This is a genomic window from Pseudomonas sp. NY15435 (genome assembly GCF_048068295.1).
In the GTDB taxonomy this organism is placed as follows: domain Bacteria; phylum Pseudomonadota; class Gammaproteobacteria; order Pseudomonadales; family Pseudomonadaceae; genus Pseudomonas.
The window spans coordinates 46901-61964 of the sequence record NZ_JBLUQA010000021.1; the positions used below are offsets into that span (position 1 = coordinate 46901).

At 53.8% G+C, this 15064-nt stretch carries 13 protein-coding genes; 7 read left to right on the forward strand and 6 right to left on the reverse strand.

Annotation, left to right across the window (positions count from 1 at the left end; genetic code table 11):
- Positions 1–4: 4 nt before the first annotated feature.
- Positions 5–637, reverse strand: coding sequence for a hypothetical protein (locus ACNFH5_RS29855; protein ID WP_416752440.1), 633 nt, complete (start codon positions 635–637; stop codon positions 5–7).
- 266 nt (positions 638–903) lie between these two features.
- On the opposite strand from ACNFH5_RS29855, the gene ACNFH5_RS29860 reads away from it, so the two are divergent.
- From ACNFH5_RS29860 to ACNFH5_RS29890, 7 genes are all read left to right on the forward strand, one after another.
- Positions 904–1902, forward strand: coding sequence for a helix-turn-helix transcriptional regulator (locus tag ACNFH5_RS29860; protein ID WP_416752442.1), 999 nt, complete (start codon positions 904–906; stop codon positions 1900–1902).
- Between the two features lie 67 nt (positions 1903–1969).
- Positions 1970–2137 carry a hypothetical protein gene (locus ACNFH5_RS29865; RefSeq protein WP_416752467.1) on the forward strand — a complete coding sequence of 56 codons (168 nt, stop codon included), beginning with the start codon at positions 1970–1972 and terminating at the stop codon, positions 2135–2137.
- Between the two features lie 2 nt (positions 2138–2139).
- Positions 2140–2949 carry a hypothetical protein gene (locus ACNFH5_RS29870; RefSeq protein ID WP_416752444.1) on the forward strand — a complete coding sequence of 270 codons (810 nt, stop codon included), beginning with the start codon at positions 2140–2142 and terminating at the stop codon, positions 2947–2949.
- 121 nt (positions 2950–3070) lie between these two features.
- On the forward strand, positions 3071–5218 hold the full coding sequence (locus ACNFH5_RS29875; RefSeq protein ID WP_416752446.1) for an AAA family ATPase: 2148 nt from the start codon (positions 3071–3073) through the stop codon (positions 5216–5218).
- A gap of 130 nt (positions 5219–5348) precedes the next feature.
- Positions 5349–6575, forward strand: a complete 1227-nt coding sequence (locus tag ACNFH5_RS29880; RefSeq protein WP_416752448.1) for a DUF1173 family protein — start codon at positions 5349–5351, stop codon at positions 6573–6575.
- A 272-nt stretch (positions 6576–6847) separates the two neighbouring features.
- A complete protein-coding gene (locus ACNFH5_RS29885; protein ID WP_416752450.1) occupies positions 6848–9532 on the forward strand; it encodes a UvrD-helicase domain-containing protein in 2685 nt (894 codons plus the stop codon).
- A gap of 126 nt (positions 9533–9658) precedes the next feature.
- Entirely contained in the window at positions 9659–10420 is a 762-nt protein-coding gene (locus ACNFH5_RS29890; protein WP_416752453.1) for a hypothetical protein, read from the forward strand.
- 5 nt (positions 10421–10425) lie between these two features.
- Here the strand turns inward: ACNFH5_RS29890 and ACNFH5_RS29895 are convergent, their stop codons facing one another.
- The 5 genes from ACNFH5_RS29895 to ACNFH5_RS29915 form a co-directional block, all read right to left on the reverse strand.
- Entirely contained in the window at positions 10426–11088 is a 663-nt protein-coding gene (locus tag ACNFH5_RS29895; RefSeq protein WP_416752455.1) for an inovirus Gp2 family protein, read from the reverse strand.
- 319 nt (positions 11089–11407) lie between these two features.
- The gene (locus ACNFH5_RS29900) at positions 11408–13369 is read right to left on the reverse strand and encodes a hypothetical protein (protein WP_416752457.1); all 1962 of its coding nucleotides are present in this window, start codon (positions 13367–13369) and stop codon (positions 11408–11410) included.
- A 34-nt stretch (positions 13370–13403) separates the two neighbouring features.
- The gene (locus ACNFH5_RS29905) at positions 13404–13769 is read right to left on the reverse strand and encodes a hypothetical protein (protein WP_416752459.1); all 366 of its coding nucleotides are present in this window, start codon (positions 13767–13769) and stop codon (positions 13404–13406) included.
- Positions 13762–14220, reverse strand: a complete 459-nt coding sequence (locus ACNFH5_RS29910) for a hypothetical protein (protein ID WP_416752461.1) — start codon at positions 14218–14220, stop codon at positions 13762–13764. Before ACNFH5_RS29910 ends, ACNFH5_RS29905 begins: the two co-directional genes overlap by 8 nt.
- 436 nt (positions 14221–14656) lie before the next feature.
- Positions 14657–14854, reverse strand: coding sequence for an AlpA family transcriptional regulator (locus ACNFH5_RS29915; RefSeq protein WP_416752463.1), 198 nt, complete (start codon positions 14852–14854; stop codon positions 14657–14659).
- Positions 14855–15064 lie beyond the last annotated feature (210 nt).

Genomic DNA, 15064 nt, shown 5'->3' on the forward strand with positions numbered 1-15064 from the left:
ATCCTCAAACCGGCTCCAGCCGGTAGGTAACAAATTGGTCAATAAGCTCGAAGAACAGCTCCCCTTCGGATACTTCAGAGGGCGTCGACGCTGCGCTCCAGAAGGTCGATGTCTCGCGTACGCAGCTGCACAGCTGCTCTACCAAGGGACTCATTAGGAGCAAGCCCTCAAGCTCGTCACGCTTGAGTCCCGGCATAAACAACAGCCCGACCTGCTGCTTTTCCGTAAACCCTAATGCGGTGAACGCATCGCCATTGCGGCTCACCCATCGAGCAACTGCTCGAATATCCGGATGCTCACGCGCATCGCGCACGGGTAGCTGTGCAATTCGGATATGGCCTGGGTCGACGATCACGCGGCACGCAATGTAGTGCTCTCCCGCGTTGAGGGGGGCACTTGCGTTGGCAAGGGCGCTTTCGGGCGTAGGACTGGCATATATAGCGTGCCGCCGGGAGGGCATGCTCAAAGGCCTCAGCCACTCCCAGAGGTTATCAACCACATAAGGAACATTGCTTGGTACACGAGCAGACGCGTGCCTGCGCAGCCCATCCCTTGCCTTGGCTATCTGGTTGGACGGAATCGCTCGGAATAGCTCCATGCGGCCTCCCTGCTGCATATTGAATTTGAGCTCCAGCATCCTACTACCGATGGATGGCCATTTGACACTCGTCAAAACTGGAAGAGCTTTCCAGCCCGGCTAATCCCTTGTCTTTGCAGCATGGCATCCGTAGCGTTAGGACAGTTATGCGAACGTGAAAGGATTGGGTCGGCTGGAAGAAACTCACGTTCGTTGAACACATCGATGGCTTCTCCAAAGCTGACGCCCCGTTGCTGATCATTCGCTTCAGCCCATTTTCAACAGCCATGCGACATCTCGTGTCGCAAGCAAATAGGGGTAACTGAGTGGAACAGCTCTACCGCCAAGATCTAATCCTTGGCCTGCTTCCAAATAAAGAAAATGCGCTCGAAAGCGCCGCCATCCATCAACGCGTCACAAGCCAGGGAATCGATGTCGACAAACGCACCATCCAGCGCGACCTGAGTGAGCTTGAACTTAAGTTCCCTCATGTACACAGCCGACCCAAGGGTGGAGGTAAAGCTAAGTTGTGGTGGGCAGACAAGTCGCTCTCACGCCTGAGTATGTTGCCAACTGATGCGATGAACCTCGTCATGATCATGGATCATGCATCGCGGTTCGGTATGGAGACGCAGGTACGAAAGCTGGCCCCTATTCGGGAATACGCGGCATCCCTTCTAAAGGGAAACCGACCGGCTCAGGACTGCACCGGAAAAATTGTCAGCAATACCCGGTTCGTGACTCTCGCCCCAAGCTCTGTACCCCAAGAAATTCTTGAGGTGATACAGCAAGCACTGTTGGACGGCGCCAGTGTGAAGGCCAGCTATCTGAGACGAGGGGCGCAGCAACCTAAAGAGCTTCTTCTCAAGCCCCTTGGGCTTTCCTACCAAGACTCGAACATCTATCTCTCCTGCGTCTTCAAGGGCCTTCCGGACGGCAACATCGCCGCCCTTCCGCTACACCGCTTCTTATCTGCCCGCTCCACTTTCGAAGACCTCCACGCTCCCGAAAAATATGACATCAACTCCGTCGCCGCTCAGAAGAGCCTGATAAGCCTGAAGACAGACCTGCCAGTCCCCTTGAAGCTACGCGTCAGCCCGACACTTTTCGTACGCCTACAGGAAAACGCGCTCACCCACGACCAGCAAATGGAAGCACTCACAGACGGCTGGTGGTTAGTGACGGGCAGCCTCCATCTGAGCCAAGGACTAGATCTGTGGCTTTTAAGCCAGGGGGAACATGTGGAGGTGCTTGAACCAATCGAGCTACGCGAACAAATCCGCGAGACGGTGACACGCATGGCAATGCTCTATGGATTGAGTTAGCCCATGCGACATAGGGTGTCGCAAGCAACCGGCAACCTGTCTCCTATCGGCATTCATAGGAGACCTAATGATGAAAACCTATTCCGCGTTTCTGCAGCGTGTTGTGCCCAATGCAGGCTCTCGAGCCAACTTCAAGATCACGGTTCAGGCTGTCAGTTCGGATATGGCTCGAGTAACGGCTGAAGCCCAGTACCCCGGCTACAAATGTGTGAACGCGCCGGTACAGGTGCGCTGACTATGGGGCAGCGCCGTTGGCATTCTCGCGACTACCTGCGTCACCTACTGTCTCGCGACGAAGGCATCGACGGCGCGGCACCGCTATTGGCAGACAAAATTACCGCGAAGCAAACACCGTCCAGAGACCATATTTTCGTAGGATGGTCGTCTACGGCATATCTCGAAGCCGGGCGAGTCGTGAACGACATCCACATGCACTGCAATAGCCCTCTGACGTTGGGCCAACTGCAGTTCCGTCAACACCAGCTCACGGCTCTGGAGATGGCGCAGGACTGGCCCAATAAGCGATTCGATGAGATCCATTGGCTCAGGGCCCTTCCCTCGGCCCCTATCCCCTATTTGCAACTGTTCGCTCACGCGAAAATCGTCCATATACATCACCTGGAGCCGCCTAGTCCCGATGTGCATCCTCACGCTCGCCACTACTTGTGGGCCAACTGGGACGAACTGGCTGCGTTCTGGGCAAGCCTGTATTTAGCTCGAGAAAACTCATGCATCCCAGGGCTGAACTGGGACAGCTACACCGCATGGTCACCCGGCCCTAGAGTTGGCCAGGTGAAAAGTAGCTGGGGCACTACTACCGCCTTGGCTACGAGCAGTCTGTTGGCACAATTGAAGCCTGCTGATCATTCAGATACGACCCAGGCCTTGCTGCTAATCGAGTCCAACCTGGACTTCACCTTTGGCGATCTTATAAACACTGCGCACCGGCTCGAAGCCGCTATCGAGCAGCAAATCATTGCCTCCGGATGGCTGGCTGGAGGCGTCTCAGGATGCGGCCTCAGACTCCTTAGGATCGGACCGCCATAAGAGTTGTCGCTACCCACACAGCACCACGACACAATCTGTCGCCCACTTGGTTAATCCTCTGGTCGACCTTGTGAAGGTTTTTGCCGGGAGCCTTCACTGTCTAAGAACGCCAGGAGACATCATGCGCAGTAAGACTGTTCGCGCCGCAGGCCCGCATTCTGATGACGTTACCCCGCTAACCTTGAAGTGGATCTTCTCCCTAACTCTCGACCTAGGCGGTCACCGTCAGCTGGTTGGCGAACGCAACTTCAATGATGATGCTCTTGCCGCTGAACTGGGAGTGGCAGACCTCGAGGAGCAATTCAAAGAACGACGATTCCTTTTCGATGATGAGGAGGATGACGCTTCGCATCCGAAGCAAAAAACCAGCTTCCGCCAAAAAGTGCTCAGTCGAATGGCCGCAGAGCGGCGTCTTTTCCTGCGCGATCATCCCACCCCCGGCTACCCGGACAACTTGGCTGAAAACCTAGCCCAATTGGCGCATTTAATCGGCCTGGAGGAGCTTGATCGCGCGCTGCTCGGATTTTGCGTACTCATGCATAGCGATGCACTCCTGGAGGAAGCAACCGACCAGCTCGGCCAGATCGGATTCAACCGCACCTTGCGCGTGCTATCTCACCTGCTTGGCCACTCGGCAGAGGACATCAGGCAACATCTGTCTGCCCAAAGCCCCTTGGTACGTACAGGGCTAATTGAAGTGAATATGTCTCGCACCTATCGCTCGGGGCTCATTGACCGGCTGGGTGTTGGAAATAAGGATTTGCTTCGCGATTTGCGCTTTCATCGCGGCTCCCCCATCGGCCTATTCCAAAGTGCTTTTCGCAAGGCGCCAGAAGGCGAGCTACGCATCGACGACTATCGGCATCTCGCTCTCCCCCTTTCAATCGCCCGCCCTTATCTCAAACGAGCTCTTCGAGAGGGCACGCGCGGTGTCAACGTATTGATCTACGGACCTCCCGGAACAGGGAAGAGTCAGCTACCCCGCCTTCTTGCGGAGGAATTGAAGGCTGAGCTGTACGAGATTGCCTGCACAAATCGAGATGGTGATCCAATCGACGGCCGCGGACGCCTTTGCGCATTGCGCACCGCTATGGGCATCCTGAATCAGAAGGCAACGATGCTAGTGCTCGACGAGATTGAGGACCTGATCAGCGAACCCAGCATCTACTCCCCTGACCAGGGCAAAAGAAAGGGGTGGATCAATCGAACGCTGGAAGAAAATTCGCTGCCCTGCTTCTGGCTCACGAATAACATTCAGGCTTTAGACAATGCCTACATTCGCCGCTTCGACTTACTTTTGGAGCTGCAGAATCCCCCGAAATCTGAACGTGAGCGCATCATTCGCAATGCGGGAGGAGACCTGGAAGATGAATTGGTCCTGAGAATGGCAGGCCATGAACATCTCACCCCCGCTGTTGCCACCCGAGCTCTGCGGGTAGCAGAGAGCCTCCGCGGATTGGCTGATGCTCCCAATCTCAGCCATGCGGTCGAGTACATGGTCAACGCCACCCTTCAGGCTCAGGGCTTTGACAAGCTTGCACGCGGTCATGATCAAGTCCTACCCGTTTTTTACTCCCCAGAGCAGAGCAATACGGATACTCCTTTGGAAGGACTTCTAGAAGGTCTAACGCACAATCGCGATGCCAGGCTGTGCTTTTACGGCCCCCCTGGAACGGGTAAGACCGCGTATGGCCATTGGCTTGCGCGAGAAATTGGTCGGCCGCTGCTGATTAAGCGGGTCTCCGACCTTGTTTCGCCCTACCTCGGCATGACAGAGAAGAGCCTCGCCCATGCTTTTCAGCAAGCAAGGGACGAGGACGCCGTTCTTCTTCTTGATGAAGTAGACAGTTTTCTCCAGGAGCGTAGGCACGCCCAGCACTCTTGGGAGGTCACCGCAGTAAACGAGATGCTCATGCAGATGGACAGCCATCGGGGCCTACTTATTGCGTCGACCAACCTGATGGAGAATCTCGATCAAGCAGCCCTACGACGCTTCGATCTGAAGGTTGGCTTTGGTTATCTGCGCCCCGAACAGGTCAGTCATTTGTTCCGCCTGCATTTGGAGCAGCTGGGGCTTAATGCCCCTACTGCTGGCCAAGATGCAAGAGTGCGGACACTGCAACGTCTGACGCCTGGCGATTTTGCCACCCTTGCCCGACGCTCTCGCTTCCGCCCATTCTCTGATGCAGACGAATTCTTCCTTGGCCTGCAATCGGAGCTAGCACTCAAAGCGGCGCCGGCGCAGCGCCCAATTGGCTTTGTGCACTGAAGACGGAACAGGAATGCACGCATGGAGGACCATTAGATTAGCGTTTTGTTTTGCCAAGCAGCTCGCCCCTTAGTCCCTGTCCCCGCAGCAGGGTCGGCAGCAAAAAAGGACAGTCGATTAAGGATTTGCAGTGCAAAAATATCCGATCAAGATTGCTAACACTGGCAAAGTTTTCCTTCCTTCGGAGCAATCCGGCAAAGCATGGATCGACGCCCTTGAGAAAGCTCATCGGTCCACTCACGGCCTCTGCATGTGCATGAATGATGACCGTGTTAGGCCCGTATCGATCCGACGCCTAGGAGAGAGTTTTTACGTAGCTCGCTTTCGCGATACGAGCCATCACCATCACAAGAAATGCCGATTCTATGCTCCCAGCAACGAGCAGAGCGGAATGCAAGGCTACACCCAGCAAGCAGTTCAGATTCGCGAGGATGGTGATCTGGCTATCCGGCTAGATCGAGCACTGTCGCCTCCGCGAGCGGGGGCTACCGAACCTGCGCTAGCGCCCCCACGGGATCGCGCTCCAAGGCAACGCCGAAACACAATGAGCCTGGGCGGTCTGCTCGACCTTCTGTGGACGGAAGCGGAGCTCAATACTTGGCACAGCGATCATCCAAGAAAACTATGGGATCAGCGCGTCGGCAATGCACTTCTCACTCAAGCAAGGCGAATCCATGTCCGCCACAGAACGCTGGACGAAGTCCTATTACTACCTGCGCGGGAAGGCGAGCAAGAACATGACCGTAACAAGAGAGTGGTCAGTAAAGCCCGAGGAAGCGGACTGCGACTAGTGGCAATAGGGCCGTTGGCTCGCTTCGATCCGGAACGAGACAATGACATGCTCCAGTTACGCCTAGGCGCGCCCTTCGGTGTACCCAAGTTACAGCTAGACGAGGTCACTCGAGCCGCACTCAGACTTAGCTATGCCAACGAGCTTGGTGCCTGGCAACGCGGGGCGAAAGTATATGCAATCGTTCAGATGGCACTCTGTCCCAAAAATCCGCGCACGTCCGTAGACACTGCTGACGTTCTAGGGATTAGCCTCTTACGTCTAAGCGAACGCTTCATTCCGCTGGATTCGAGCTACGAAGGAACTCTGGAGCAGCAACTAGTCGCCGCCGGACGTAGCTTCACAAAACCGATGAGGTTTGACCACGACGACGCAGTCTTCCCGGACTTCTGGCTGCTGGATATGGAGTGTGACTACCCCATTGAGGTTTTTGGCATGAATACTCCCGAATACCAGCAGCGTAAGGCTGCTAAACGCATCCACTATGCAGACAGACAGAAGTACCCAAAAGGTTGGTGGTACTGGGATTTGTTCGAGCATGGCGAAATCCCTGCTCTGCCCTCCTAGAGCCAGCATGACTGCTTAAAGACGAGCCTTCGAGCTGTCGAGACCAGCCATCACGCAGTAGAGCCGGAAGACCTCAGTGGCGAAGCTTCTTTCTCAGCACCGGCTCAAACGTTCTCCAGCTGCCGCTAGACTACTCGCTGTATTTTGAAGTCGGCACCGAAACTCACCCAATGCTTGTCAGCTCGGCCCAGGCTAAGGACTCAACGAATCCTTGTGATACAAAGACGAACTGGCTCAAGGGATCTCCGAATCCCGCGCATCGGAACAAGGACGTGTTACTCAAGAATAGTCTTATTGGCGCCGGCCTCACATTCTCGCCTCGCTTCACTGCTTATCTGACCGAGGACGAGCTCACCCTAAAGCTTGGAGACCAGAGCTACTCCTGGTCGCTCGTGGCTATCGCAGAGATTGAGCTACTGCCTGGAATTGTCTGGGCAGCACTGCAGATCAGAACGCTCAAGGGTGACGACGTTAAGCTCGATGGAATCGAAAAGGTCGAGGGAGATCGCTGGCTCAGCGCATTCAGGTCTCTGCAGCTCAAGTATCTTGCCACGGCAGGAAAAGAGGCCTTGGCAGACTATGCGAAATGGTCGAAAAGGATTCTCAGCAGGTTACCCGACAGCTGGCATCCATCGTGGATGGGAGATCACCTGGCCAGCAGCAAGGCGGAAGCTGATCTCAAATGCGGTCTTTCTGTTCAGGACATCGCCTCGCACCCTCTGATAGTTGACGCCTGCAAGGCTTATCCCGACATCCTGCCGACGCCGCCCATCAGCCCTGCACAGGGCCTGAATGCCCACCTGAGCAGGCTCAACGAGGCACTCTTCGAGCGGCACAAGTCGCTTTCGCTGTTCGACACTCTTGAAACCACGCCGCTCACCATGGAGCAACGGCGGGCCGTGATCTGCTTCGACTCCAAGCTGTTGTTAGTGGCGGCAGCTGGATCAGGAAAAACTGCGACCATGGTCGCTAAGGCCGCCTACGCAATCGCTACGGGGATTGCCAAGCCTCACGAAATTCTTATGTTGGCTTTCAACGCAGACGCAGCTGAAGAGCTACAGCAACGCCTGGACAAGCGTCTGGCTCAATACCCAGACGCCAATAACATCGAATGTCGGACGTTCCACAGTTTCGGGCTCTCAGTAGTTGGAGAGGCGACAGGCTCTAAACCGCGCCCAGCGCCGTGGCTTGAGTCTGGACAGGACATCGCAAAGGTGGTGTCGCTGATGCAAGCACTGGATCAGACTGATGCCGCCTTCCACAGCACTCTGATGTTGGTCAGGACAGTCTTTTCTCGCCCAATTGGCGGGATGCCTGGCTCATCATCGTCTTCCCAGAGTGACGATGATGAGCTGCTCACTTCGCGAGGAGAAAAAGTCAAAAGTCGCGAGGAGCAACTGATTGCCGACTGGTTGTATTTCCATTGGGTGGACTATCGGTACGAAGCCCCCTACCCCTTCGATACAGCCGACGCCAAGCACAGCCAATACCACCCGGACTTCTACTATCCGCAGATACAGCTGTTCCATGAGCACTTTGCGCTAGACGCCCACGGTGTTCCGCCTAAGGAGTTCAAAGATTACGCCCAGGGTGTCACTTGGAAACGCGCTCTGCATCAGCAACATCAGACGGATCTGTTCGAGACAACTAGCCACACACTACGGTGCGGCGAGGGCCTGCCAGCGCTTCAGCACGCACTCGAGAGCCGCGGGGTTGTTCTCAAACCAGATCCAGATCGGATCCCAACCGGCCGTCCACCGCTTGAATACGAAGCGCTGGCTAGGATCATCCGCAACCTGATTCAACACGCCAAAGGCAACCGCCTAGGCCCTAACGAGCTCAGTGAGCGAGCTGCAAAAGTCGACCCTATTCGCGGCCCCTTAATCATCCGCCTGTATGAGAGAGTGCTCGATCGTTGGCAGACGGAGCTAAAAGCTGCTGGCACAGTCGACTTCGACGACATGATCAACCTCGCCATTGATCACGCCGAATCGGGGCGATACCGCTCCCCCTATAAGCTTGTCATCGCCGACGAGTATCAGGATGCCTCAGCTGCACGAGCGCGGCTGCTTCGCGCAATCACAGTGAGACCGGACACATTCCTCACAGCCGTCGGTGATGACGCGCAAAGCATCAACCGCTTTGCCGGGGCCGACATCAGCGTTATGCGGAATTTCAAAACGTTCTACGGCTCAGGAACTGTGCTACAGCTGACGCAAACATTTCGCTGCCCGGAAGAGATCTGCAAGATCTCCAGCGACTTCGTTCAGCAAAATCCGCTACAGCTAAAGAAGGACGTCAAGACGACTTCGACTGTGAGTGGAAAGGCGCTGCAATGCTACGCCGCACAAAGCGATGATGAGCTGCGAGGGCTCGTAGAAAACACCCTGACGAAGATCGCGGCAAAACTCAAAACCGTGTGGGATCTACCTCGTAAACCCACGATTATGCTGCTTGGCAGATATCGCAGCGATCGGCCGTACAACATGCCCGAGCTCAAGCGAATCTGCGGGCCGAATGTCGAAGTCAACTTCACCACGGTGCACAGTAGCAAGGGCACTGAGGCAGACTACGTCTTGATCTTGAATGTCACCCGCGGGCGCAAAGGGTTTCCTAGCGAAATCACCGACGACCCAATTCTCCAAGCAGCTATGCCGCTAGCTGAGGAGTTCCCTTTCGCTGAGGAGCGCCGCCTCTTCTACGTAGCTCTCACTCGCGCGCGGCGCGGCGTCTTCATCTACACGCTTGAGTTCCGACGCTCTGCCTTCTTGGTCGAGCTGGAGAAAAAAAAGCAGCTCACCATAGTCGGCCAGGATGGAGCCGCGGTCTCCTCGGAACCCTGCCCGGCGTGCGGCAATGGATTCAGGAAGGTCAGATCCGGAAAGTATGGAGAGTTCTACGGTTGCTCTAACTATCCCAGCTGCAAATGGACTCAGAACATTCCAGCATCTCGATGAGCTCCAGCCCAGCGCAAGCTTCGCAGAAGGTCCCAGAGGAGCTCTGAATGGTACGTACCCAACGGCCAGACTAATACAGGGAACTGGCCCAGTTTATGGTGGGCACCACGCCTAAAGGAGACAAGGATGTTCTGGAACAAAGAAAGGACGGTGCGGGTCGAGCTTCTAAGCCCACCACTCGTGGTTACCACTGCCCACCCCGTTGCACATCCAAGCGCAGCTCAAGAGACAGGGCCGCGCACCGGCCTGATCAGCATTGATCAATTTCTAAAGCTCGCTGCGATCATGGTTGGGGTAACGAATACCGCACTCCTCGTGATGGGCTACATGCGCTACGTAGGACTGATGCAGCCCTTTGGCATCAGCCGAACCGAAGTCGCATTCACCCTTTCCGACCTACTCTCCTTTGGCTACGTCAGCTTCCTGAACATGACGCTCTCTGGTCAGTTAGCTGTAGCCATCGTCGCGTCCTTCCTCACGCTACCGGTGATGGCGATCATGCTTCGCTTCAAGCGAGACATGCACTTCGTCCCACAAGCCCTACTCGCTTGGGTTATCGCTTCGGGACTGTTCTTCGTTGTGACGGGCCCCTACTTTTTTGCGTTCACTCCTGGAAAGGACGCAGCCTTAAAGGTTGCAGCGCAATCACTCGGTGTTGAAGAAAAACTGCAGGGGCTAGAAACCGAGCAAGAGGTCACTACCGATAATGGCTCTCTCACAGGCAATATCATCCTGGCCATGCCGGACATCACCTATCTGCTCAAGGACGGTGTGCTGTACAAGATCCGAGCTTCAGACGGGAAAATTCTACGGAAGACCCATCTAAAAGCCCGGCTGGCCCAGACTACCCAAACAGAGCCAACGCCGGGCAAGCCTTCTAGCAATTGAGAGCCTCAATGCTGGCTGCTACCAAAGCCATGCAGGCCATCTCCATAGGATTTGGTAGCAGCCTTGCACAGGTAGCTCGCTCGATAGAACAAAGAAGCCAGAGCTTCCTCATCGGCGGGCTGTCGAGTGATTCGATACTCAGCCGCTATAGGGATGTCTACCAGCCCACTTACAGCCTCAACTCTTAGCCTAAGCGCTTGCGCCCACGCCTCCTGCAAACGGGTGAATATGTTCTGTCCAGAAGAGGTCTTCTTACCCACTCTAAAGTACGCATCCGCGTTGAGGAGGATCAGCAGATGGTAGTGGGGCCTACCTCCACTCCCCAGCTCTCGGGTCCAGACATAGCGAACTGTGCTGTCATGGGCGTATCGGTTGCGCGCTCGAGCTCTCCGTCGGTCGTGCTCGATCTTGGCTTTGAACGACTCCAGGAACTCCCTAATGACAACATTCGTGTAGACACGCGCAGGGAGCTCAAGCCTCAGTGGCAGCCGTAAGTCCACTCGGAAAGCGAACACCCTGGAGTACTGCTCCAGAGCCAGTTCGATCGTACGTTTACAGCGACAAAGGTACTGCTCAATAAAAGGGCCCTTCTCGTCCATAACGGACCAACCCTCGAAAGTGCTTTGGTAGTGCAAGTGGAGGTTAGTGTTGCTTACATGGCGAGGCATGAGGGGTGCTCCTTGTGTGAGGTTCACACCCTCTGCGTATGAGGTATTTTTTTACAACGAAATGTTCAGGGCACCGGAGAGCAATCACCGTGCAGAGGAAAGGACGACCGAGCGCGTGGTAACGGAGCATGAAGTCAGATAAAGCATATTACCCGTGCCGAAAATACTCATCTCAAGAACAGAGAGGGCAATAGCAAAAAAACAGCATAGATCATTGACACCACTGAAGAGCTAATTACTCCTACAAAATATTAACATTCGAAAACTGGCAACCACCGCTAGCAAGCCATTTATCGCCAACTATCCTCCTCGAAACAAATCAATAACCACCGTTCTCACGGAACAGCTGACCATGGTGATACTCAATCCACTCGACCACGTCGTAAGGAATGTAGAGTTCTCTTCTTGCACGAGATATAGCAATGTAAACTGCACAAATCCTTTGATCAAACTCAGCAGAATCTTTGAACATAACAGTGGTTAGAAGCCCTGGAGTCAGTAGAACTTTATCAAACTCCATCCCGCCAGCCTCTTCTGCCATAATCAGTATGCAGCTATTACTAGACTGCTCGAACATCATGCTCATGCGGACGATATCAGAAACATTGAAGCCTTTTTCTAGCTTATCTTCCACCCAAGAAAATGACTCATCAAACTTACAAACCTCACGAACCTGCCTCCAGCTGATCATTTCACTGAAGAACGGATGAGGGCCATCTACACCCTGGTCAGCACTGTAGTAATTCGGTTTAAACAGCGCAACAACAGTCGCCATGAAGCATTTGAAATCTGCTTCCGCAGCTTGATTAGCAAAGTACACTCGGCAGTTTGCCTCACTAAGCTCAATAGCCCACTTCATCATATCCCAATAAGAGGCCACCATCACAACACTACCCGCAGGTGGTAGGAACCCTACTGGATAATGTTCGATACCGACATCAATGTCGCTCGCTCCCTCAAAAGCAATTTTCCCTTTAGCTGAGTGCCGGGAAATCAAAGGATTAATTAAATCCTCCACATTACGCCCGCACCGAACTGAACGACTAATATCGCTTCGTCGGACCTCACGACTTCTTTTTACCACCGACTCTTTCGCTTGCTGATATTCATCTCCAAGAGTGATAAGCACTTGGCGACCCCGCTCTATTATTTGAAGCAAAGACATAGGGACATCTTGGCTTTCGTCGATCAACACGTGCGTGTAACGAGCAGGCACCACGCACGCAGCCAAATCCGCTCGCTTTATCAGCAATAGTGCCTCGAACCCAGTCTTTCTTGCCCAGGAAGGATTTGACTCAAGATAACTCCACAGGCGGATTGAGTTCTGAAGAAGCACCGTACTATCGAGATTGGACAAGGGATAGTTGAAGTAAGGAATATGCTTAGCCGAAAGCATTTTGTCCCTAGATCTGCAATAACACTCTAAGACTTTAAGGCAGATATTAATAGTAGCCTGGGCATCATATTCGCGGACACAAATAATACTGAGCTCTTCCGCCAACTCGTACTTACTAGGGACCCTGAGTACGTTACTTGCCGGCTGGTATCTTGGCCCATACAGTAAGAACTGCGCAAACTTAATGAATGTCGCCCCAATCTTCCTGTCACCTGACCCGCCCATACGCTTTCGAAGGGCGTCCAACTTTCCAGGCGTATGGGCCAACAACAATGTCGCTTCTGGCCTCAAGTACTCCGTTAATGCACCTAATAAATGGCTCTTACCAATCCCTGCGTATCCTTGTACATGCAGATCCTCGTCCATGTTAGCATGGAAAGTTCTGATTAATTTATCTTGCGCAGAGCTCAACCAGAGCTCACGGTGCCTCGGTGTCACCACCTGCTGACTGAACGGATTCCTCCCCCTTAGGTGGCGAACCTTGAATGCCATATCCCACTTCCCATTGGGAAGCAAATAATCGCGAGCCGACACTTCATCGGCAGCGAGGTAGCGCACTTTTAGATTTTTCAGAAAGTTGCGGCCGGCATGGAGCTTTCGCGGATCAAAAAGTCGCTTAGCCTCAGATAGTAATCCTGAAGGCGCGGAGTTCTGGCTGTCTACAGACCACGCAATAAGGCTTGCCAGAACCCGCTCAACGTCATGAGGAGTAAGCTTACCCTCTGATACTGCCACCAAATTTTGGATCACTAAAACTGCAGCCAGCTCCGCATCCGTTAACGTCGCAAGTAGCTTTGCGCTATCGGCGCCTAACAGACTTTCACATACCTCATCTGTAATAGGCAAGAATACAGGGCTGGATAAATCAAAGTGTTCCGGATGCATAAGTTCTCATAGCCAGTGGGGCAGAATTTTGGGATCAATCCCAGTCAGGATCTTCATCCAATTCAAAATCTTCTATATCTGGCCAGCACCCCTTCCACGGCTGAAGCCTGTCGACAACACGCTCGACACTTTCTCTGACAGGTAACGTGCTGCGTGCATCGTTAAACCAACCCAACTCAATCAACCTGTTGCGAATGAGTGATGCCGGCACACCAAGGCTGGTGCTCAGGTCCCCAAGAATCCTATAAGCAGTCACGATATTGTACTGCTGATGGTCCACATAAATGAGCCCATGCCCTCGATCCTTGACATCATAATGCTTAAGCAGTGGCCGCAGCTGCTTTTCCAATGTTTCCGGGGCCGTCCAATCCACCCCGCTCGCTCCACCGGATTCAGTCATGGCTTTCCTCACCTTTGACGCCGAACTCAAAGCGGTAGCTCCCCAAAGTGCCGGAGGTGCCTCCCGGGAACGTCGTTTGCTCCCCTGCCACATGAGAACTGCTATCGATGCACTCATTCAGCTCGTACAGCGCCAGCTCAAGCAGCCTGCGGAGCCCTTCGGAACTACCTGAGTCCACCTGCAATTGCAGGGAAAAGGCCCTCACTGCAGGAGGACGGTCATGCATGGTGGGGTCATCCTCCTCAGTAGCTGTCGCCTGCTGATGATCTCTCCCAGGTAGATTGGCCGTCGCTCCACTGAGAATTTCGGCGTGCTCCTCATCCATAAGGTCCAGTACCCTCGAAAATTCCAGAGCTCTATCGGGGTGCAGTCTCATTTTTTCTTTCACGTCCACGCGACGGATCTGCCACTCCCGAAGTCTCTGCCGAGTGAGATTATCAATTTCGGCCACTGCTGCTTCCTCTCTGTATCAGTAAGACACCTTGCCGACTCCGCCCGAAATTGCCCTTCCAACCCTAAACTGCATGTCAGGGCTCAGGTGAGCGAGCTAGAGCTGCTGGATCCTGCGGGCCTCCCAGATGTTACGGCCTACCTGGGCCAGAATACAAAACCTCTTTTCCCATGGCATAATCTCCCACACTCAAATTCTATCTAAATCCTCAACATCCTATCTACAAGTACCATGCCCAGCAAAAGCACTGCACAAAGAATTTCCAGCTCTAGAGTCAGAGGCAAGTACTTTATAGTTAAAAAGCCGAACCCACCCATATAGAGACCAGGGTACTTCACTTACTAAAAATTAATTATCATGCGCATACGGCATAAACACCATGACTGGGGGTTGCAACCAGTCATGGTGTCACCCAAACCACTAGCCCAGCACTCCCTCAAAACGTATCCAGGAGCGCGTCACGCTCTTCAATTCGCTCCATAACCCATTCATTCACCTCTTCAGCGACCCAACCTGTAGATCGCCCTCCCAATGAAACAGGTTTAGGAAATTTTTCAAGAGCGATGAATTTGTAGATAGTCGATCTAGCCAGACCAGTTGTGGCCATGACTTCCTGCAGTCTCATTATTCTCATGAACGGGCTCCTCATGTTCGTCCAGAGAATTGGCAGGCTCATTAAAAAAATACTGAATACGGAACTTTAGAGACAACTAACCGCCACAACAAAAAGCATAGGATGGTCTGAATTAGCCCCGACGTTCCGAGTCCGATAGCCCAGTTGCTTCAAAAAACGACCTGCCGAGCAGGCGGCTGGGCGATATGCCCCAAGCTCTGCCCGGTTTGG